Here is a 20,857-nt window from a genome sequence, read left to right on the forward strand (position 1 = left end):
CATTCACACGGTCTCCATGCGCACCGACTCATTCCGGTTGCCGCGCTCTGTTTTAGATCACGTCATGCTCCCTACAATCCGTCCATCTTGAGCTCAGGAAGCCTGAGCGTGACGGCCGTTCCGCGTGCGCGGACCGGCCACGCGCCCATGCGCCAAACGTCAGGGAGGACGAATGGCGGGGCCCTTCACCCCTGAACAGGTGGACTTCACTCGGAATCTCGCGGATCAGAACCTCGCGGTTGAGCTCACGCACGGCAACCGCGTCCTCGTGATCGTCATCGCGGCCGTGGCCCTTGCGGCCCTCGTGGTGGCCGTGGTGCTGGTGCGGCAGGTGCTTGCCGCCGGGGAAGGCACCGACGGCATGAAGAGAATTGCCGCCGCTGTACAGGAAGGCGCGAATGCCTACCTGGCACGGCAGTTGCGGACGCTCGGCGCATTCGCCGTGGCGGTGTTCTTCCTTCTCATGCTTCTGCCCGCCGACAACTGGTCGCAAAGGCTGGGGCGTTCTGCGTTCTTCCTCGTCGGCGCGCTCTTTTCCGCCGCGACCGGCTATATCGGCATGTGGCTCGCGGTGCGCAGCAATGTGCGGGTGGCCGCGGCGGCGAGGGAGGCGACTTCGGCTGCGGGGGAGGCGGAGAAGGATCTCACCGCCGTTTCCCACCGGGCGATGAAAATCGCGTTCCGTACGGGCGGCGTCGTCGGGATGTTCACCGTCGGCCTCGGCCTGCTGGGCGCCTCCTGCGTGGTGCTCGTCTACGCGGCCGACGCCCCCAAGGTGCTGGAGGGCTTCGGCTTCGGGGCCGCGCTGCTGGCCATGTTCATGAGGGTGGGCGGCGGCATCTTCACCAAGGCCGCCGATGTCGGGGCCGACCTGGTCGGCAAGGTCGAGAAGGGCATCCCCGAGGACGATCCGCGCAACGCCGCCACCATCGCGGACAACGTGGGCGACAACGTCGGCGACTGCGCGGGCATGGCGGCCGACCTCTTCGAGTCGTACGCCGTGACGCTGGTCGCCGCGCTGATCCTCGGCAAGGCCGCGTTCGGCGACTCGGGTCTGGCCTTCCCGCTGCTCGTCCCCGCGATCGGGGTGGTGACGGCGATGATCGGCATCTTCGCGGTGGCGCCGCGGCGCTCCGACCGCAGCGGGATGTCCGCGATCAACCGGGGCTTCTTCGTCTCGGCCGTCATCTCGCTCGCGCTGGTGGCGGTCGCCGTCTTCGTCTACCTTCCGTCCAGCTACGCGGATTTGAAGGGGATCGGCGACGAGGCCATCCGGAACCACGCCGGTGACCCGCGGGTGCTCGCGCTGGTGGCGGTCGCCATCGGCATCGTCCTGGCGGCGCTCATCCAGCAGCTCACGGGCTACTTCACGGAGACGGGCCGGCGGCCGGTGCGGGACATCGGCAAGACCTCGCTGACGGGCCCCGCGACCGTCGTCCTCGCCGGCATCTCCATCGGGCTGGAGTCGGCGGTCTACTCGGCCGTGCTGATCGCGCTGGGCGTCTACGGGGCGTTCCTGCTGGGCGGTTCGTCGATCATGCTCGCGCTGTTCGCCGTCGCCCTGGCCGGGACGGGGCTGCTGACCACCGTCGGCGTCATCGTCGCGATGGACACGTTCGGCCCGGTCTCCGACAACGCGCAGGGCATCGCCGAGATGTCCGGCGACGTCGAGGGCGCGGGCGCCCGGGTGCTGACGGACCTCGACGCGGTGGGCAACACCACCAAGGCGATCACCAAGGGCATCGCGATCGCCACGGCCGTGCTGGCGGCCTCGGCGCTCTTCGGCTCGTACCGCGACGCGATCTCCACGGCCGTCGCCGACGTGCACGCGAAGTCCTCGGAAATGAACCTGAGTCTGGACATTTCGCAGCCCAACAACCTGGTGGGGCTGATCCTCGGCGCGGCCGTCGTCTTCCTCTTCTCGGGTCTGGCGATCAACGCGGTGTCCCGGTCGGCGGGTTCGGTGGTCTACGAGGTGCGGCGGCAGTTCCGTGAGCACCCCGGGATCATGGACTACACCGAGAAGCCGGAGTACGGGCGCGTGGTGGACATCTGCACCAAGGACGCGCTGCGCGAGCTCGCCACGCCCGGGCTGCTCGCGGTCATGGCGCCCATCGCGGTCGGCTTCGCGCTGGGCGTCGGCGCGCTCGGCTCGTATCTGGCGGGCGCGATCGGCGCCGGCACGCTGATGGCCGTCTTCCTGGCCAACTCCGGCGGCGCCTGGGACAACGCCAAGAAGCTGGTCGAGGACGGCCACCACGGCGGCAAGGGCAGCGAGGCGCACGCGGCGACGGTCATCGGCGACACGGTCGGCGACCCGTTCAAGGACACGGCGGGGCCGGCGATCAACCCGCTGCTGAAGGTGATGAACCTGGTCGCCCTGCTGATCGCCCCGGCGGTGGTGAAGTTCTCCTACGGGGCCGATGCCAGCAGGCCGTTGCGGATCGGCGTCGCGGTGCTGGCCGGGCTGGTCATCGTCGTCGCGGTCTACCTCTCCAAGCGGCGCGGGGTGGCCGTCGACGGTGAGGGCGGCAGCGCCGAGCGGTCCTCGGAGCCGGTGGATCCGGCGGTGGTGTCCTGACGGCCCGCGCCGGAACACGACGGCCCGTACCGTGCGGCCCGCGCGGTACGGGCCGTCGTGTTCCGGCGCGGCGAACGCCACATCAGAAGGGGGTCACATCGCGACAGAAGTGGGCATATGGGATGCTCGGCTCGCGGGCCGTACCGGCGGGACGTGTAAGTTCCGGGGCCGAGAGCCATTGAAGGGACCGATCCGGTGAACAAGAAGCTTGTGGCTGCACTGTCCGGCGGTGCGGCGCTCGTCCTGACGCTGACAGGCTGTGGCGGTGGCGGCGACGACAGTGGCAAGAAGCGCGACGAGTGGGCCAAGCAGATCTGCGACCAGATGCACCCGCAGGTGAAGAAGGCCAAGGACGCCTTCGCCAGCATCGTCGCCGTGCGGGGCGAGGAGGACTCCAAGAAGGTCCAGCAGACCGACTCGGCGTCCTTCCAGACCATCTCCGACGCATACAAGTCGCTCGCTTCGGTCGTCGAGAACGGCGGGGTCCCGCCCGTCACGGACGGCAAGACGACCCAGGAGAACGCCGTCAAGGCGCTCAACGACCTCTCCGGGGTGTTCGCCGGGCTGAAGAAGCAGGTGGACGGCCTGAACACGTCCGACAAGGCCAAGTTCTCCGACGGCCTCAGGGACTTGGCCAAGAAGCTCGACAGCCTCAAGGGCAAGGGCGACGACGCCATCAACAAGCTCCAGTCCGGCGAGCTCGGGCAGGCGATGCTGAAGCAGCCGAGCTGCAAGAAGGTGGAGTCCCCCAAGTAGCGTTCCCCGTGCGGTGACCGGGGCCGTCCTTCGCCGATGCGCCGATTGTCAGTGGCGCACCCGACAATGGTCCTGTGAGTACGCTCCCTTCCGCCGCCGCCCCGTCGCGCACCGCCCGGCTGCGCGACGCCCTGCTCGCCGCCGACTTCACGGCCGACGGTCTGCTCGACCTGCTCGGCGCGCCCGCCTATGCCGCGCTCGCCCGCAGCGAGACGGTCCCGGCGCTGCGCGCCACCCGCGGGGACGGCCCGCTGGAGACGCTGGTCCGGCTCTTCCTCCTGCAGCGTCCCGTCGGCCGGGCGCGGGCGTCCGCCGCGCTCCCCCTCGACGACTGCCTCGCCGACGGCTGGCTGACCGCCGCCGGTGACGAGGTGCGCGCCACGGTGGATGTGCGCCCCTACGGCGGCCCGGACGGCGAGGACTGGTGGATCGTCTCCGACCTCGGCTGCGCGGTCGGCGGGGCCGGCGGCATCGCCGGGGGAGGCGCGGGCCCGGCCGGGACGGACCGCTCCGAGCTCGTCCTCGGTGTCGGCGGCGCCTCCACGACCCTCGCCGGCCTCACCGTCCGCACCCCCGTGGGCAGCGCCCTCGACCTCGGCACCGGCTCCGGCATCCAGGCGCTGCACGCCGCCCAGCACGCGGGCCGTGTCACCGCGACCGATCTGAACCCGCGCGCCCTGCGCTTCGCCCGGCTCACGCTCGCGCTCTCCGGCGCCCCCGAGGCCGATCTGCGCCAGGGCTCCCTGTTCGAGCCCGTCGCCGACGAGACGTTCGACCTGATCGTCTCGAATCCGCCGTTCGTCATCTCCCCCGGCGCCCGCCTCACCTACCGCGACGGCGGCATGGGCGGCGACGACCTGTGCCGCACGCTGGTGGGCCAGGCGGCGGCTCGGCTCAACGACGGCGGTTACTGCCAGCTGCTCGCCAACTGGCAGCACGTCGAGGGCGAGGACTGGCGCGAGCGGCTGACGTCCTGGGTGCCGGCCGGCTGCGACGCCTGGATCGTCCAGCGCGAGGTGCAGGACGTGGCCCAGTACGCCGAGCTGTGGCTGCGCGACGCGGGCGACCACCGCACGGGCCCCGAGGAGTACGCGGCACGGTACGACGCGTGGCTGGACGAGTTCGAGACCCGTCGGACCAAGGGGATCGGATTTGGCTGGATCACGCTGTACAAATCGGGTGCCGACCGTCCGTCCGTGATCGCCGAGGAGTGGCCGCACCCGGTGGAGCAGCCGCTCGGCCCGAGCGTCCGGGAGCACTTCGAGCGGCAGGCGTTCCTGCGCGCGCACGACGACGCGGCGCTGCTCGGCGCCCGCTTCCGGCTGGCCCCGGAGGTCGTCCAGGAGCAGGTCGGGCTGCCCGGTGCGGAGGACCCGGAGCACGTGGTCCTGCGCCAGAACCGGGGCATGCGGCGGGCCACCAAGGTGGACACGGTGGGTGCCGGCTTTGCTGGCGTCTGTGACGGGACTCTCAGCGCCGGCCGCATCCTCGACGCCATCGCCCAGCTCATCGGCGAGGACCCGGTGCTGCTGCGCGACCGCACGCCCGAATCGATCCGGCTCCTGGTGGAGCAGGGATTCCTGATCCCGGAGGCCGGATGACCGGGGCCGGATGACCATGGAGGCGGATTGACCGGAACATGCGGGGCCGGGGCGGTCGCGGCGGGTCCCGGCCGTTGTCCGAAACACGGGATGGTGATGTTGATCGCCTCGTGAGGCGTGTCCCGTATCGTCCGGATACCGTCGCCCCAGAGCAGTGGGCGGCGCGTTCCTCCCGGTGGTGTGACGGTCCGGGCGGCAGACAGGACGCTTGTCGGGTTACCGTTCGAGTGGCGTTGCGGGCTTTCCCCGTTTGACACGAGGGCGGGATGTACCGTCACACTCCGCAGCGTCACCGCAACTCCCATGCCGATTGCGACCGGAAGAAGAGCGAAGTTGTCCCCGACCAGCGAGACCGCACAGGGCGGCCGCCGACTCGTCATCGTCGAGTCGCCTGCCAAGGCGAAGACGATCAAGGGCTACCTCGGCCCCGGATACGTCGTCGAGGCAAGCGTCGGGCACATCCGTGACCTGCCGAACGGGGCGGCCGAGGTCCCCGCGAAGTACAAGGGCGAGCCCTGGGCCCGCCTCGGTGTGAACGTGGACGCCGACTTCCAGCCCGTCTACGTCGTCAACGCCGATAAGAAGGAGCAGGTCAAGAAGCTCAAGGGACTGCTGGCCGAGTCCGACGAGCTCTTCCTCGCCACCGATGAGGACCGCGAGGGCGAGGCCATCGCGTGGCACCTCCAGGAAGTCCTCAAGCCCAAGGTCCCGGTCCGCCGGATGGTCTTCCACGAGATCACCAAGGACGCGATCCAGGCCGCCGTGGCCAACCCGCGCGAGCTCAACAAGAAGCTGGTCGACGCCCAGGAGACCCGCCGCATCCTCGACCGCCTCTACGGCTACGAGGTCTCGCCGGTCCTGTGGAAGAAGGTCATGCCCCGGCTGTCCGCCGGACGGGTGCAGTCCGTGGCGACGCGGCTGGTCGTCGAGCGCGAGCGCGAGCGCATCGCGTTCAGCTCCGCGGAGTACTGGGACCTCACCGGCACCTTCGGCACCGGCCGTGGCGGCGACACGTCCGACCCCGCCTCCCTCGTCGCCCGGCTGACCTCGGTCGACGGCCGGCGCGTGGCCCAGGGCCGCGACTTCGGGGCGAACGGCAGGCTCAAGGACGCCGCCCAGGTGCTGCACCTGGACGAGGCGAACGCCCGTGCCCTGGCCGCCGCCCTGGAGCAGTCCTCGTTCGCCGTCCGGTCGGTCGAGTCCAAGCCGTACCGCCGTTCCCCGTACGCCCCCTTCCGCACCACCACCCTCCAGCAGGAGGCGTCGCGGAAGCTGGGCTTCGGTGCGAAGGCGACCATGCAGGTGGCCCAGAAGCTGTACGAGAACGGCTTCATCACCTATATGCGTACGGACTCCACGACGCTCTCGGACACCGCGGTGGGCGCCGCCCGGGCGCAGGTGACCCAGCTCTACGGCGCGGACTACCTGCCGGAGAAGCCGCGCACCTACGCGGGGAAGGTCAAGAACGCCCAGGAGGCGCACGAGGCCATCCGTCCTTCGGGTGATCGTTTCCGCACTCCCGCGGAGACCGGGCTGACCGGCGACCAGTTCCGGCTCTACGAGCTGATCTGGAAGCGGACCGTCGCCTCCCAGATGAAGGACGCGGTCGGCAACTCGGTCACCGTCAGGATCGCGGGCAGAGCGAGCGACGGCCGCGAGGCCGAGTTCAGCGCGTCCGGCAAGACGATCACCTTCCACGGCTTCATGAAGGCCTACGTCGAGGGCGCCGACGACCCCAACGCCGAGCTCGACGACCGCGAGCGCCGGCTGCCGCAGGTCGCCGAGGGCGACGCGCTGACGGCCGAGGAGATCACCGCCGACGGCCACGCGACCAAGCCCCCCGCCCGCTACACCGAGGCGTCGCTGGTCAAGGAGCTGGAGGAGCGCGAGATCGGCCGTCCGTCGACCTATGCGTCGATCATCGGCACCATCCTCGACCGCGGCTACGTCTTCAAGAAGGGCACCGCGCTCGTCCCGTCCTTCCTGAGCTTCGCCGTGGTCAACCTGCTGGAGAAGCACTTCGGCCGGCTGGTCGACTACGACTTCACCGCCTCCATGGAGGAGGACCTCGACCGCATCGCCCGCGGCGAGGCCCAGGCCGTGCCGTGGCTGCGCCGCTTCTACTTCGGCGAGGGCTCGGAGGACTCCGGCAAGGCGGCCGCGGCGGGCAACGGCGACGGCGACCACCTCGGCGGTCTCAAGGAGCTGGTCACCGACCTCGGCGCGATCGACGCCCGGGAGATCTCCTCGTTCCCCGTCGGCGAGGGCATCGTGCTGCGCGTCGGCCGCTACGGCCCGTACGTCGAGCGCGGCGAGAAGGACTCCGAGGGCCACCAGCGCGCGGACGTCCCGGACGACCTGGCGCCGGACGAGCTCACCGTGGAGTACGCGGAGGAGCTCTTCGCCAAGCCGAGCGGCGAGTACGAGCTGGGCACCGACCCGCAGTCGGGCCACGCGATCATCGCCAAGGACGGCCGCTACGGCCCGTACGTCACCGAGGTGCTGCCCGAGGGCACCCCGAAGACCGGCAAGAACGCGGTCAAGCCGCGGACGGCCTCGCTCTTCAAGTCCATGTCGCTCGACACGGTCACCCTCGACGACGCGCTGAAGCTGATGTCGCTGCCGCGCGTCGTCGGCACCGACGCCGAGGGTGTGGAGATCACCGCGCAGAACGGCCGCTACGGGCCGTATCTGAAGAAGGGCACGGACTCGCGCTCCCTGGAGAGCGAGGACCAGATCTTCGGCATCACGCTGGAGGAGGCCCTGGCGATCTACGCGCAGCCCAAGCAGCGCGGCCGCGCCGCGGCCAAGCCGCCGCTGAAGGAGCTGGGCACCGACCCGGTCAGCGAGCGTCCGGTCGTGGTCAAGGACGGCCGCTTCGGCCCGTACGTCACGGACGGCGAGACGAACGCGACGCTGCGCCGGGACGACGACGTGGAGACGATCACGCCGGAGCGCGGCTACGAGCTGCTGGCGGAGAAGCGCGCCAAGGGTCCGGCCAAGAAGACCGCGAAGAAGGCGGCGGCCAAGAAGGCCCCGGCGAAGAAGACCGCCGCGAAGAAGACGGCTGCCAAGAAGACGACGGCGGCCAAGACCACCACGGCGAAGAAGACGGCGGCCAAGAAGACCACCGCAAAGAAGGCCGCTGCCGCCAAGGCGGAGTGACGTCGTCGTACAGGATCGTCGTACAGGCGGGCGGGCGGCGGACCGGATTCCGGTTCCGCCGCCCCGCTGTTTCCGGGCCCTTCCTCCGGCTCCCTTCGAGCGCCTGTTCGTCGTGGAGGTCCGTATTGAGACGCTCCGGATAGGCTGGCAGGATGACGCGAGCCGAGCAGCCAACAGTGGTCACCTCCCCCTCCGGGACACTGGCCGCGGACTCCCGTGAGCGCGCCGTCCGTGCCCTGCTCCGCATCCCGTCGCTGAAGCGGCTGTGGAGCGCCCAGGCGGCGGGAGGGGTCGGAGACACCCTCGGCGTGCTGGTCCTGCTGCTCCTGGCGTTCCAGGCGGCCGTGACCGCGGGCTCCTTCGGCGGCGGCTACCGCGGGGCCGCCCTCGCCGTCGCCGCCGTCATCGGCGCGCGGCTGCTCGCCACGGTGCTCTTCGGCGCGGTCCTGCTGGGCCCGCTCTCCTCGCTGCTCGCCCCCGCGGGTCCCCTCGACCGCCGCTGGACCATGATCGGCGCCGACGCCGTCCGGGCGCTCCTGCTGGCCGTCGCGCCGGTGTGGATCGACTTCACCGAGCAGAAGGCGCTCGTCGCGGTACTGGCCACCGCGTTCCTCCTCGGCGCCGCCGAGCGGGTGTGGACCGTGGCCAAGGACGGCATCGCGCCCTCGCTGCTGCCCGGGGCGCCCCCCGGGGACGACCCCGTCCGGCCCGGGCCGGACCACCGGGACGCGCTGCGCCGGCTCTCGCTGCGCACCTCCTTCGTCGCCGTGCCCGTGGCGGCGGCCGCGCTGATCGCCATCACGCTGGTCAGCAATCTGCTGGGATCCGGCATCGACTGGTTCCACCTGCACCAGGCGGCTCTCGGTTCGTACCTCGCGGCGGCGCTGTTCAACGCGTCCGGCGTGATCGTCCACTTCCTGCCGCTCCCCGGCGCACAGGCTCCCGCCCCGCGGTCCCCGCTGGAGGGACTGCGCCGGCCCAAGGGCGCCCAGGGGCCCGACAAGGGCCGCACGGGCGGCATCCCGGTCTTCGTCCTGTCCTGCGCCGCGGTCGCCGGGGCCGTCGCCGCGGCGGTGGGTGTCGCGGTGCTCCAGGCGTACGACCTGGGCGGCGGCCCGGTGGCCTTCGGGCTGCTGGTCCTCGCGCTCACCGGCGGTCCCGTCGTCGGCATCCGCGCCGCGGCGAAGATCCTGCCCGGGTTCTCCCGCCGCCGGCTCCTCGCCCTGGCGCTCGGCGTCACCGGCCTGGCGCTGCTGGTGGCCGGGCTGGTGCCCGACGCCACGACCGTGCTGCTGCTCGTCCTGCTGGCGGGTGTCGCCGCGGGCGTCGTCGCCAACACCGGCCACACCCTCCTCGACCAGGAGACGGAGGACGCGGCGCGGGAGCGGACGACCGCCCACCTGCACGCGGTCGTCCGCGTCACCGTGGCGCTGGGCGCGGTCGTCGCGCCCGCCCTGGCCGCCCTCATCGGCCCGCACCGGGCCGAGAGCGGCAGCTTCGTCTTCGCGCACGGCGGTGCGGCGTTCACGCTGATGCTCATCGGCGCGCTGCTGCTGCCCGTGGGCGCGCTCGTCCTGGGCAGGACCGACGACCGGCACGGCGTGCCCTTCCACCGCGACCTGTTGGACGCCGTCCGCGACGGCGACCCCGCCCAGGCGCCGTCGCGCAGCGGCTTCTTCATCGCCTTCGAGGGCGGCGACGGCGCCGGCAAGTCCACCCAGGTGCAGGCCATCGCCGAGTGGATCCGTTCCAAGGGCCACGAGGTCGTCGTCACCCGCGAGCCCGGCGCGACGCCGATCGGCAAGCGGCTGCGCGCGATCCTGCTGGACGTCGCGTCCGCCGGCCTGTCGGACCGCGCGGAGGCCCTGCTGTACGCGGCCGACCGCGCCGAGCACGTCAACGCCGTCGTGCGGCCCGCCCTGGAGCGCGGCGCGGTCGTCATCTCCGACCGCTACATCGACTCGTCCGTGGCCTACCAGGGCGCCGGCCGGGATCTGTCGTCGACCGAGATCGCCCGCATCAACCGCTGGGCGACCGAGGGGCTCGTCCCCCATCTGACGGTGCTGCTGGACGTCTCGCCCGAGACCGCCCGCGAGCGCTTCACCGAGGCGCCGGACCGGCTGGAGTCCGAGCCGGCCGAGTTCCACCAGCGGGTGCGCAGCGGCTTCCTGGCGCTGGCCGCCGCGGCCCCCGCGCGCTACCTCGTCGTGGACGCGGGCCAGGAGCCGGACGAGGTCACCACCGTCGTCCGCCACCGGCTCGACCAGGACCTCCCGCTGTCCGCGGCCGAGGAGAAGTCGCTGGCGGAGGCCCGCCGGGCCGCCGAGGAGGAGGCCCGGCGCAAGGCCGAGGAGGAGGCGGCGCGCAAGGCCGAGGAGGAGCGGCTGGAGCGCGAGCGCCGGGAGCAGCTCGCGCGGCTGCGCGCGGAGGAAGAGGAGCGCAAGCGCCGCGAGGCCGAGGAGGAGGCGCGCCGGGAGGCCGAGCGCCAGGCCGAGGAGGCGCGCGAGCGCGCGGCGGAGGCCCGCCGGGCCGCCGAGGAGGAGCGCAGGCGCCGCGAGGCGGAGGAGCGGGTCCGCGCCGAGGAGCAGGAGCGGCTGCGCAAGCAGGCCGCCGAGGAGGCGCGGCTGCGCGCGGAGGCCGAGGAGCGGCGCCGCGAGAAGCAGCGTGCGGCGGAGGAGGCACTGCTGGCCGCGGAGGCGGCGCGGATGGCCGAGTCTTCCGGGGCCGAACCCTCCGAGCCCGAACCTTCCGGGGCCGGGCCCGCCGGGCCGAAGCTCACGTTGTCCAAGGAGACGCCCGACGAGGTGCCCACGGTCGAGCAGGCGTCCGTGCGCGCCGACGCCGAGCGGACCGAGCAGCTCCCGGCCCCGTCCGTGCACCGGCCCGACCCCCGGGAGACCGTGCGGATGCGGGACGCGGACGAGACGCTGACCGTCGAATCGCCGATCGTGCACCGTGCGGACCCGCACGAGGCGGATGCCGCGGGTGCCCCGGATGGTTCCGGCGAGGAGACGGCGGTGCTGCCGCTGGGGTCCGCGGACGAGACCGCGGTGCTGCCGCCCGTCACCGGCGGCGCGCGGTCCGAGGACGAGACCGCCGTGCTGCCCCCGGTGCCGCCGCGCAAGCCCTCCCCGCCCGCCGCGCCGTCCGCCGGTCCGGCCCCGCAGCGGGTCACCTGGGGCATGGGATCCGCGGCGGACGACGCGGGTACGAAGCCCGCTCCGGACCGCCGCGAGGATCCGGTGGACCGGGTCCCCGACTGGCTTTTCCGCCCGGAGGGGCCGGCGGCCGGGGGCGGGTCCTCGTCCGCATCCGCACCGAAGCCCTCCGCGTCCTCCACGCCCTCCGCGGACGAGTCGGACAACATGCGCACGCGTGAAATGCCGCGGGTCGACGACGCCGGGGAGCCGGCCGGGCAGCAGACCCCGCGCAAGCCGTGGCGCCGCCCCGAGTGGGCCGACGACGCGACGCTCGCCGACGACCTCCTGGGTTCGCGCGGCGACGACGGCGACGAGGCCGGACGCGACGACTCCGGCAGGAAGGGCCCGCGGCGACGCGGCAAGTGAAGGAACGGCGGGGCCCTCGTACGGGGCCCCGCCGCCGCTTCCGGGCCCCGCTGTCAGTGGGGTGCCTCACAATGGGTGACCGGGGCAGAACGCAGAACGATCGGCGCGGAGGACAGCCATGGCGGTGTGGGACGACCTGGTCGGGCAGGACCGGGTCACGGAGCAGCTCACCGCTGCCGCCCGTGACGCGGACGCGCTGGTCACGGCGGCGGAGTCGGCGGACGGCCCGGTGGAGACCCCGGCCGGCTCCCGGATGACCCATGCCTGGCTGTTCACCGGCCCGCCCGGCTCCGGCCGTGCCACGGCGGCGCGCGCCTTCGCCGCCGCGCTGCAGTGCGTCAGCCCGGACCGGGCGTACGGCGCGGGTCCCGGCTGCGGGTTCTGCGACGGCTGCCACACGACGCTGGTCGGGACGCACGCGGATGTCGAGATCGTCCGCACCGATCTGCTGTCCATCGGCGTCAAGGAGACCCGCGAGCTCGTCCGCCGCGCCCAGCTGTCGCCCGCCGGCGGCCGCTGGCAGGTGATCGTCCTGGAGGACGCGGACCGCCTCACCGAAGGCGCGGGCAATGTGCTCCTCAAGGCCGTCGAGGAGCCCGCCCCGCGGACGGTCTGGCTGCTCTGCGCGCCGTCCATCGAGGACGTGCTGCCGACGATCCGCTCCCGCTGCCGGTCGCTCAATCTGAGCACGCCGTCCGTCGCCGCCGTCGCCGACGTCCTCGTCCGCCGGGACGGCGTGGAGCCCGAGCTCGCCGCCCGCATGGCGAGCGCCACCCAGGGCCACATAGGCCGGGCCCGCCGCCTCGCCACGGACGAGCGCGCCCGCGCCCGCCGCGCGGCCGTGCTCAAGCTGCCGCTGCGCGTCGACGACATGGGCGGCTGCCTCAAGGCCGCCCAGGAGCTGATCGACGCCGCGGCCGAGGATGCCAAGCAGGTCGCCGAGGAGATCGACACCAAGGAGACCGAGGAGCTGCGCGCCGCCCTCGGCGCGGCGGCCGGCACCGGCGGGCGGCTCCCGCGCGGCACGGCCGGTGTGATGAAGGATCTCCAGGACAGGCAGAAGCGCCGCTCGACGCGTACCCAGCGCGACAGCCTGGACCTCGCCCTCACGGAGCTCACCGGCTTCTACCGCGACGTCCTCGCGATACAGCTCGGCTCCCGCGGCGCGCCGGCCAACACGGACATGCGGGACGCCCTGGAGCGGATCGCCGCCGGTTCGCGGCCGGAGGCGACGCTGCGCCGGATCGAGGCGATCGCCGCCTGCCGCCGGGCGCTCGACCGGAACGTGGCCCCCCTGCTGGCGGTCGAGGCGATGACGGTGGCCCTGCGGGCGGGCTGAGGCAGGCCGGGCCGCGCCGGTGCGCCTCAGCCCGCCCGCCGGGCCACCGGTAGGCACAGCGGCGACGGGAACACCACAGCCCGGGTGAATCCTCACCCTTATGAGCCGACCTGTAGGCCCGGCCCGGCGAAATCGGGTGGGCGTACAGATACGCTCCGTACACCCGAGCCCGATCCGAGGGGTCTCCCTCGCGGAATCGGCCTGCGCGGCCGCATCCGTCTCGCGCTGCACCCCGTTTTCGCGCTGCACCCCGTTTCGCCGTCGCATGCCGCACGCCCACCTGTCTGCCACTTTCTGCCACACAGAGGGACCAGCCGATGGACACCAGTCGCCTGCTCCGTACCTCCGGCACCCTGGCCGCCGCGGCGGCCCTGCTGCTCTCCGCGCTCACCGCCGGCCCGTCCACGCCGACCGCGTCCGCGGCGGCGAGACCGCAGGACCGGGACGAACCGGGCACCACCCTCGCCGCCGATCCGGCCGGCCTCCTGCGGCCGTTCTACGCCCAGAAGCTCAGCTGGCACTCCTGCACCGGCAAGGGCGCGGGCTTCGAGTGCGCCTCGATGAAGGTCCCCCTCGACTACGCCGCCCCCCACGGCGGCGACATCACCCTCGCCCTCTCCCGCAAGCGGGCCACCGACCCCTCCGCCCGCCTCGGATCGCTGCTGGTCAACCCGGGTGGCCCGGGCGGCTCGGCGATCGGCTACCTGCAGGGCCATGCGGCCACGAAGTACCCCGCCGAGATCCGGGCCCGCTACGACCTGGTGGCGGTGGACCCGCGCGGCGTGGGCCGCAGCACCCCGGTCACCTGCCTCTCCGACAGCGAGATGGACCGCTACGCCCAGGCCGACCCCAACCCGCGGACCACCGCCCAGGCGCGCAGCTACGTCGCGAACCTCAAGAAGTTCTCCCAGGGCTGCGCCACCCATGCCGGCCGCATCCTGAAGCACGTCTCGACCGTCGAGGCCGCCCGCGACATGGACGTCCTCCGCGAGCTCCTCGGCGACAGCAAGCTGCACTACGTCGGCGCCTCCTACGGCACGTTCCTCGGCGCCACCTATGCCGAGCTCTTCCCCTCCCGGGTGGGCCGGCTCGTCCTCGACGGCGCGCTCGACCCCTCGCTCGGTGCCGAGCGCGTCAACCGGGAACAGGCGGCGGGCTTCCAGACCGCGTTCACCTCCTTCGCCCGCGACTGCGCCCGCCACGTCGACTGCCCCCTGGGCACCTCGGGCCCCGACGACGCCGGCAAGCACCTGCGGGCCTTCCTCGCCGGCCTCTCCGGGCACCCGCTGCCCGCGGGCGACTCCCGCCGCCTCACCGAGGGCCTGGCGACCACCGGGGTGATCGCCGCGATGTACGACGAGGGCGCCTGGCCCGCCCTCCGCAAGGCCCTCGCGGACGCAGCCGGCGGCGACGGCACGGTGCTGCTCGCCCTCTCCGACGCGTACTACGAGCGCGACGAGCGCGGCGTGTACTCCAACCTCATGGCCGCCAACTCGGCCGTGAACTGCCTCGACGCCCCCGCCGCCTTCCGCGGCCCCGACGGTGTCCGCCAGGCGCTCCCCGCCTTCCGCAAGGTGTCCCCGGTCCTGGGCGAGGCCCTCGCCTGGGCCTCCCTCGGCTGTGCCTACTGGCCCGTCCACCCCACCGGTCACCCGCACCGCATCACGGCCCGCGGCGCCGCCCCGATCCTCGTCGTCGGCACCACCCGTGACCCCGCGACGCCGTACCCCTGGGCCCGCGCCCTCGCCTCCCAGCTCTCCTCCGGCCGTCTCCTGACCTACGACGGCGACGGCCACACCGCCTACACCCGCGGCAGCGAGTGCGTGGACGAGGCGGTCGACTCCTACCTCCTCACCCGCACCCCGCCGCCCGCCTCCCGCCGCTGCTCCTGACCTCGGTCTCCGCCTCGGTCCCGTCGCACGGGCGGTTCGCACCCCCGTGCGACGCCGTGGTGCGGAGCACCCTCCGGAACTGTGTAGACTGGGCGCGCTGCCGACGCCGCATCCCGGCCAGGCAGCGCGCCGCCTTAGCTCAGTTGGCCAGAGCAACGCACTCGTAATGCGTAGGTCTCGGGTTCGAATCCCGAAGGCGGCTCTGTGAAATCCCAGGTCAGGCATTGCCGACCTGGGATTTTTGTCTTTCTGGGACCCTATGGCACTTCCTGGGCCCCTATTGCAGGGGTGACAGCACCGTTCGCCCGTCGTCCCCGACCAGGGCGGCCAGGGTGTCGACGTAACCGGTGATCCCGTCGCTCCAGCCGACGTGGCCGGCGAAGTCCACAAGGTGTGCCATGCGGCGCAGCGTGGCGGTGCGTCCGAGCAGTACGGGGTCCGGGGTCCAGTCGCGGCCTGCCGACAGGGCTTCCGCCATCGCGGCGAAGGGGGTGGTCGTCCCGTCCGGGAGGTGCCGGGCCGCCACGTCGGCCATCTCGGCGAGTTCGCCCAGCAGCCAGCCCATGTCGTGTTCGGGCCGTCCGTGGCACAGGCTCTCGCCGGTGAGCAGCACGGTGTCGTGTCCGTCGGGGCCGGGCACCACGAGCCCCAGCGAGGGCTCGCCGTGGAGCAGGACGTGCCCGGTGGTTCCCGCGGAGGCCGCGTGGCACCAGTCGTCCAGAGTGCGCAGTTGTGTCGGGCCCATGCGGTCCGTGCACAGTTGGTGGAGTCGTGCCGCCCCGTCCTTCCCGTCGCCCGTCCGGAGCCATCGGCTGAGGCGGCCCAGGGCGGGCGGCGGGCCGGGGGCGGTGAGGGGGGTGGTGCAGGTGTTGAGGTCGCGCAGCGCGCGTCCCACGGTGGTCATCGCCGCGGTCGGCGGGAGTTGTGCGGGAGCGGGGGGCCAGATGATGCGGGCCAGGGATCTGCTGCCGGGTGCCGTGTAGACGACCGTGTCCCCGTCGGGCCTGCCCACCGCCAAGTGGGGTGAGGAGTCCAGGAATTCGGCGTCCCTTATGCCGACGGCCACTGCTGTCGCGGTCCCGCCCACCAGGTGCCTCCTGCGCCAGAGGAAGCAGTTGTCCTCCGTCGCGAAGATCTCGGTGTGCAGCTGTCCGGTGCCGTACTCGTCGACCTTCACGCGGTGCCGCCGGCCGGGAGCAAGGGCGCCTGTTTCCGGGCGAGTTGGCTGATCACCACGGGCAGGGGCGGTGGCACGGCGGCGTCGTCCCGTCCGGTCGTGATGCTGCGGCCGGGGACGGTGGGGACGACCGTCACATTGCGCCGGGCGTCGAGTGACGTGAGATGCCCGCGCAGTACCTCGTTCTCCTGTCCGCCGGGGGGAAGGGCGGGGGCTATGGCGATGGGGGCGCGTGTGCACTGCAGGGCGAGCATGGCCGGTGTGTCCGCGGCGCCGGTGGCGAACCGGCGGATGAAGTCCATGGTCGCCGGGTAGACGGCCACCGCGTCGGCCCACTGGGCGAGTTCGACGTGCAGGGCGCTGGTCGTCGCCCCTTCCGGCCAGGCGTCGAGCAGCACTTCGCCGCCGCCGAGAGCGGCCAGGGCGGACCGGGTGACGAAGCGTTCGGCGCTGCGGGTGACCACCGTCCGGATCTCCAGGTGGGGATAGCTCCTCCGCAGCCATCCCGCCCAGGTGGGCAGATGAGCCACGTGGACCGCGCCGGTGCCGATGACGAGCAGCCGCTCGGCCGTGAATTCCGGGGCAGGGAGGCCTGCCTGTGGGTTTTCTCGGTCGGTCACGCCCGATCTCCTATTCCGTGAATCCGAATCGTGCGAGGGAAGGTCCCGTGGCAGCCGTGTTCCCGACGACGACTCCGGCCTCGGGGCCGGGCCCGAAGAATTCCGTGCAGGCCGCCGCGACCTCGTCGGCCGTCACTTCCAGCAATTGCTGCGGATATTCCTGGATCCAGCCGGGGTCGACTTCCCAGCAGCACAGCGAGGCAATGAGGTTGGCGAGATCCGACTGTGAGGCGGTGGCCGTCAGCAGCGAGCCGTTGAGATAGTTACGGGCGTCCTCGATCTCCCGTCGGGTGGGCGGGTTCTCCGCCGTTCTCTCCAGTTCGCCGAGGATTTCGGACACCACGGGTCCGGTCGAGTCCGTTCCGCAGATCACTTCCGTGACGACGGAGGGAATGCCGAGCGTGCGGTCGAAGCGGGACAGCGCGTGATAGGCCAGGCCCCGTCGTTCCCGGATGTTCGCCACCAGCCGGGACGAGAAGTACCCGGCGAAGACCGCGTTGGCCACGGCGAGCGCCGGGTAGCCGGGGTGGCTGAAGGGCAGGGAGCGGCAGGACAGCGCCACGTGCGACTGGGTGGCCCCGGGCCGCGGGACCAGCCGCAGGCGCCCGGCGGGTGCCGTCCCGGGCGCGGGAGCCGCCGGGCCCCCCGCGGGGAGGCCGGAGAAGGCGCGGGCCACGGCGTCGGACGCGGTGCCGGCGTCGACGTTCCCCACGACGACCACGCGGGCCCCGGCGAGGGACAGGCAGTCGCGGTGCGCCTCGCGCACGTCCTGCGCGGTGATGCCCGCGACGACGTCGGCCGTCGGCCATGCGCCGAAGGCCTCCGCATCGCCGTAGCGGGCCCGGTTGAGTGCGCGGAGGGCGATGCGCCGGGGCTGGGCGTCGAGGATCGCCAGGGCCTGGGACAGCCGCTCGCGTTCCTGCGCGAGGCGCTCCTCCGGGATCTCGGGAGCGGCCAGCCACGCGGCGAGCAGAGCGAGCAGCCGGTCGAGCTCGTCGGCCGGTGCGTGTCCCGCGACCAGCAGCCACTCCGCCATGCGCTGCACCTGGGGACGGCCGGTGGTGAGGGCCGAGTCCCAGGGGACGGCGCGGCCGCCGGCGCGCACGGTTCCGGTGAAGGCGGTCGTCGTCAGCAGCTCGGCCGTCACCGATTGCCGCGGTGTGCCGGCCGAGAGGGGAACGAGGACGCGCGCCTCGACGAGCGGGGTGCCCATGGCGGGCACCGCGAGGACGCGCGGCCCGGAGGGGAGCCGCCTCTCGACGACCCGGGGGAAGGCGGGCCCGTCCCCCGGGCGCAGGGGAGGCAGGGGCCTGGGGCCGGAGCCGCTGCCCGCGAGGGCGGACGGCGGCCGGTAGGCGGCGGGCGACGTCAGCATGGGCGTCGTCGGGCCGGTCACCGTGCACCTCCGGTGTGACGTGTGCGGAGCGCGAGGGTGGCGGGCCGGCTGCCGGCCAGCGTTCCGGCCGCGTCGCGGACGCGGGCGCCGGTGACGGACGCCAGGAGCCGGGGGAACTCCGTCGGCAGCGACGGTTCGCCGTGGAGCAGTGCGGAGGCCCCGACCGCCCTCGCGAGGGTGAGGACGTTGTCGTGCTTCCGGTGCCACCGGGCGGCGGTCCCGCGGATCACGGAGGCCACTTCCCGGTCCGTCGGTCCCGGGTCCGCGAGGTCCTCCAGCGCGGCCGCGACCGCCCCGGCCACGGCCCGGTGGTCGGTCGAGGGATGCCGGGCGGTCACGACGAAGGTGTCGGGGTCGCGGGCGTCGAGGGGGCCGAAGAACCCGCACTGGGCGGCGGCCGTGGTGAGGCTGATGTCCCGGGCGAGCGCGCGGCGGCTCAGGCGTCCCGAGGAGCCGCCCAGCAGCGCCGCCAGGACGATGTGGCCGAGGTAGCGCTCGCGCCCGGCCCCGGGGTCCGGCAGCCGGTATCCCAGGGCCGTGGACGGGAGGGGCGCCTGCCGGTCGGTGAGGCTGCCGTGCCGCGGTTCCGCCGGCAGGGGCTCCCGGAGGTCCTGCCGTGCCGCGGTCGGCCGTGCCGGGATGTCGCCGAAGTGCCGGGCCACCCAGTCCCGTGTGCGGGCCGGGTCGATGTCCCCGACGACGGTGAGCACCGCGTTGGACGGCGCGTAGTAGGCGTCGAAGAAGGCGGCGCAGTCCTCCAGCGTCGCGCGCCGGAGGTCGGCGAAGTCGCCGTAGCCGTTGTGGGCGTTGGAGAATTTCCGGTAGAGCACCGAGGGGAGGTTCGTCCACGGGAATCCGCCGTAGGGGCGGTCGTGGACGTTCAGCTTGATCTCTTCCTCGACCACTGCGACCTGGGTGTCGAGGGAGTCCTGGGTGAGCCGCAGCGTCCGCATGCGGTCCGCCTCGAGGAACAGCAGCCGTTCGAGGGCCGACACGGGGGCGATCTGGTAGTACTCCGTGTAGTCCTGGCGGGTCGATCCGTTGGCCGTTCCGCCCGAGCTCTGCACGATCGTGAAGTGCTCGGAACGCCCTACGCTCTCGCTCCCCTGGAACATCAGGTGTTCGAAGAGGTGGGCGAACCCGCCGCGCCCTTCCGGTTCGGACCGGAACCCCACGTCGTAGTGGACGCACACGGCCGCCACGGGCGTCGTGCCGCGTCGGCAGAGCACCACCCGCAGGCCGTTGGGCAGCGTGAAGCAGGAGGGCGGTGCGAACTCCTCCGGCACGGCGTGCTCCTCCGGCATGGTGCGACAACTCTCTTCCGGTTCCTACGGCCGCGGCCCGGGCGGTCCGATGGACACGCCCGGGCCACTGACTGACGGGTGCTGGTTCAGCAGCCCCAGCCGGCGGTGATGGTGATGCAGATCTCCGACGAGGTGACCGTGGTGGTGATGGCCGGCGCGTCGGTGGCCTCGGAAGCGGCAAGCTCCTCCGGGGTGGTGTAGGCGGCGTAACCGGCGATGAGCTCCATGGACTCCATGGGATCCCCCTTGTAAAGAAAGGTTTTTGTGGGCAGTGCACCAGGAAAGGCTTTTCCCGTAAGGGATTTGCCGGTCCCGGCCCTCCCCTTTCCGGGATTTCCCGGCGGGGTGTTCGACTGCCTCGCTGACGTCTTCAGTAGATCAGTTCCGAAGGCGTTTGTGCAGCACTTGCTGGGCACTTGTGCGCTGCGTCACCGGATGCGGCCGCAACTTAGGGAAGTTGAGGGGAGGAAAGGTTCCTGTAGGGGCTTTCGGGGTCGATATTCGCGGCCAACAGCTGCGCACGGAGGCAGTCGTGCAGGGAGTCGTCACGACGGCCCTCGGCGTGCTCCAGCAATGCGTCCGCGAGTGCAGCGGCGCGATGCTGACCGAAACTCATGCCCCGCATTCCCGGCCTCGTGTCCTCGGGTTCCCAGGCCATGGCGATGCCGGGGGCCAGGGTTTCGGCCAAGGCCGAGGAGGAGAGGGGCGATTCGGGAATGTCCGCTCGTGACACGGCATTCGTCACCAGGGGGACGGCATGCCAGGCGTCCTCCCCCAGATACACCACCAGTCCGTCCCGGCGCGGGAACAGGCGGCGCGAGGACGTCACCTTGGCCCGGTAGAGGATCTCGTGGCGCTCCAGGGTGCGCAGGACGTCGCCCCACACCCGTACGGCCTCCTCCGGGGTGCGCAGGTGTACGTAGAGCCTGAGCAGCGGGCGGCTGGCGGAGTGTCCCCGGGAGCCGTCGACGAGGAAGAACCCCGGGGAGAGACCGGGGCGTTGGGCGGGCATCCGCACCCGGTTCCCCGTCGCCTCCGCGCCGGGTACGCGGACGCGCACCCCGTCGACCGTCACGACGCCGTCCGTGCCGGGCAAGGCCGTGACCGTCGTCGTGTCGTGCGGTGTCGCCTCCCTCAACTGCTCCTCGATCCAGGGGTCCTGGTAGGTCCGGGGCCGCTCCTCGGCGAAGACGTTGCCCACGTGGAGCTCTTCGTAGAGCGCGGAGATCAGCTTCTGGCGCAGCTGGCCGGCGGTGTCCGCCCCGATGTGCCGTTCGCCCACCCGGGCGCTCCGCGCTCCGGGGTCCACCCGCACGTCGGACAGCAGCGTCCCGAGCCCGGAAAGTGCGGTTCCGGAGGCCGAGGTTCCGGAGATCAGGGTTCCGGAGATCGAGGTTCTGGAGACCGCCGTCCCGGAGAACGGGGTCCCGGAACTCGCGGCCTCGGGGAAGTCGTCCATC

Annotated in this window: 13 protein-coding genes and 1 tRNA gene; 8 read left to right on the top strand and 6 right to left on the bottom strand. The window is 72.6% G+C overall.

Going from position 1 to position 20,857, the window contains the following annotated elements; all coding sequences use genetic code 11:
- Nucleotides 1-172: 172 nt before the first annotated feature.
- From AB8735_RS20700 to AB8735_RS20735, 8 genes are all read left to right on the top strand, one after another.
- A complete protein-coding gene (locus tag AB8735_RS20700; RefSeq protein WP_372408746.1) occupies nt 173-2,581 on the top strand; it encodes a sodium-translocating pyrophosphatase in 2,409 nt (802 codons plus the stop codon).
- Nucleotides 2,582-2,776: 195 nt separating this feature from the next.
- A complete protein-coding gene (locus AB8735_RS20705; protein WP_344018896.1) occupies nt 2,777-3,337 on the top strand; it encodes a small secreted protein in 561 nt (186 codons plus the stop codon).
- Nucleotides 3,338-3,411: 74 nt separating this feature from the next.
- Nucleotides 3,412-4,938 carry a methyltransferase gene (locus tag AB8735_RS20710; protein ID WP_372408747.1) on the top strand — a complete coding sequence of 509 codons (1,527 nt, stop codon included), beginning with the start codon at nt 3,412-3,414 and terminating at the stop codon, nt 4,936-4,938.
- A gap of 333 nt (nt 4,939-5,271) precedes the next feature.
- Nucleotides 5,272-8,103, top strand: coding sequence for a type I DNA topoisomerase (gene topA / locus AB8735_RS20715; RefSeq protein ID WP_372408748.1), 2,832 nt, complete (start codon nt 5,272-5,274; stop codon nt 8,101-8,103).
- Between the two features lie 152 nt (nt 8,104-8,255).
- On the top strand, nt 8,256-11,669 hold the full coding sequence (gene tmk, locus AB8735_RS20720) for a dTMP kinase (RefSeq protein WP_372408749.1): 3,414 nt from the start codon (nt 8,256-8,258) through the stop codon (nt 11,667-11,669).
- Nucleotides 11,670-11,787: 118 nt separating this feature from the next.
- Nucleotides 11,788-13,008: a DNA polymerase III subunit delta' gene (locus tag AB8735_RS20725; protein ID WP_344018888.1), complete on the top strand. Its 1,221-nt coding sequence runs from the start codon at nt 11,788-11,790 to the stop codon at nt 13,006-13,008.
- Between the two features lie 317 nt (nt 13,009-13,325).
- Nucleotides 13,326-14,900 carry an alpha/beta hydrolase gene (locus AB8735_RS20730; RefSeq protein WP_372408750.1) on the top strand — a complete coding sequence of 525 codons (1,575 nt, stop codon included), beginning with the start codon at nt 13,326-13,328 and terminating at the stop codon, nt 14,898-14,900.
- Between the two features lie 128 nt (nt 14,901-15,028).
- Nucleotides 15,029-15,102: transfer RNA gene (locus tag AB8735_RS20735), tRNA-Thr, on the top strand.
- Nucleotides 15,103-15,177: 75 nt separating this feature from the next.
- Here AB8735_RS20735 and AB8735_RS20740 read toward each other — a convergent pair.
- From AB8735_RS20740 to AB8735_RS20765, 6 genes are all read right to left on the bottom strand, one after another.
- Entirely contained in the window at nt 15,178-16,077 is a 900-nt protein-coding gene (locus tag AB8735_RS20740) for a hypothetical protein (RefSeq protein ID WP_372408751.1), read from the bottom strand.
- The gene (locus AB8735_RS20745) at nt 16,074-16,697 is read right to left on the bottom strand and encodes a flavoprotein (RefSeq protein ID WP_372408752.1); all 624 of its coding nucleotides are present in this window, start codon (nt 16,695-16,697) and stop codon (nt 16,074-16,076) included. The genes AB8735_RS20740 and AB8735_RS20745 overlap by 4 nt, the downstream gene beginning before the upstream one ends.
- 10 nt (nt 16,698-16,707) lie before the next feature.
- On the bottom strand, nt 16,708-18,093 hold the full coding sequence (locus AB8735_RS20750; protein WP_372408753.1) for a M16 family metallopeptidase: 1,386 nt from the start codon (nt 18,091-18,093) through the stop codon (nt 16,708-16,710).
- Nucleotides 18,090-19,397, bottom strand: coding sequence for a pitrilysin family protein (locus AB8735_RS20755; RefSeq protein ID WP_344018878.1), 1,308 nt, complete (start codon nt 19,395-19,397; stop codon nt 18,090-18,092). The genes AB8735_RS20750 and AB8735_RS20755 overlap by 4 nt, the downstream gene beginning before the upstream one ends.
- Before the next feature lie 86 nt (nt 19,398-19,483).
- Nucleotides 19,484-19,633, bottom strand: coding sequence for an LxmA leader domain family RiPP (locus AB8735_RS20760; protein ID WP_344018875.1), 150 nt, complete (start codon nt 19,631-19,633; stop codon nt 19,484-19,486).
- 212 nt (nt 19,634-19,845) lie between these two features.
- The gene (locus tag AB8735_RS20765) at nt 19,846-20,856 is read right to left on the bottom strand and encodes a T3SS effector HopA1 family protein (protein ID WP_372408754.1); all 1,011 of its coding nucleotides are present in this window, start codon (nt 20,854-20,856) and stop codon (nt 19,846-19,848) included.
- Nucleotide 20,857: the final 1 nt, after the last annotated feature.

Origin of the sequence: Streptomyces luteireticuli (assembly GCF_041519305.1) — a bacterium.
Classification (GTDB): Bacteria; Actinomycetota; Actinomycetes; order Streptomycetales; family Streptomycetaceae; genus Streptomyces; species Streptomyces luteireticuli.

What these genes read in the sequence shown, in the direction of transcription:
- AB8735_RS20700 (WP_372408746.1), top strand. Translation starts at nt 173, where the DNA reads ATGGCGGGGCCCTTCACCCCTGAACAGGTGGACTTCACTCGGAATCTC.
- tmk (WP_372408749.1), top strand. Translation starts at nt 8,256, where the DNA reads ATGACGCGAGCCGAGCAGCCAACAGTGGTCACCTCCCCCTCCGGGACA.
- AB8735_RS20725 (WP_344018888.1), top strand. Translation starts at nt 11,788, where the DNA reads ATGGCGGTGTGGGACGACCTGGTCGGGCAGGACCGGGTCACGGAGCAG.
- AB8735_RS20730 (WP_372408750.1), top strand. Translation starts at nt 13,326, where the DNA reads ATGGACACCAGTCGCCTGCTCCGTACCTCCGGCACCCTGGCCGCCGCG.
- AB8735_RS20755 (WP_344018878.1), bottom strand. Translation starts at nt 19,397, where the DNA reads ATGCCGGAGGAGCACGCCGTGCCGGAGGAGTTCGCACCGCCCTCCTGC.
- AB8735_RS20760 (WP_344018875.1), bottom strand. Translation starts at nt 19,633, where the DNA reads ATGGAGTCCATGGAGCTCATCGCCGGTTACGCCGCCTACACCACCCCG.
- AB8735_RS20765 (WP_372408754.1), bottom strand. Translation starts at nt 20,856, where the DNA reads ATGGACGACTTCCCCGAGGCCGCGAGTTCCGGGACCCCGTTCTCCGGG.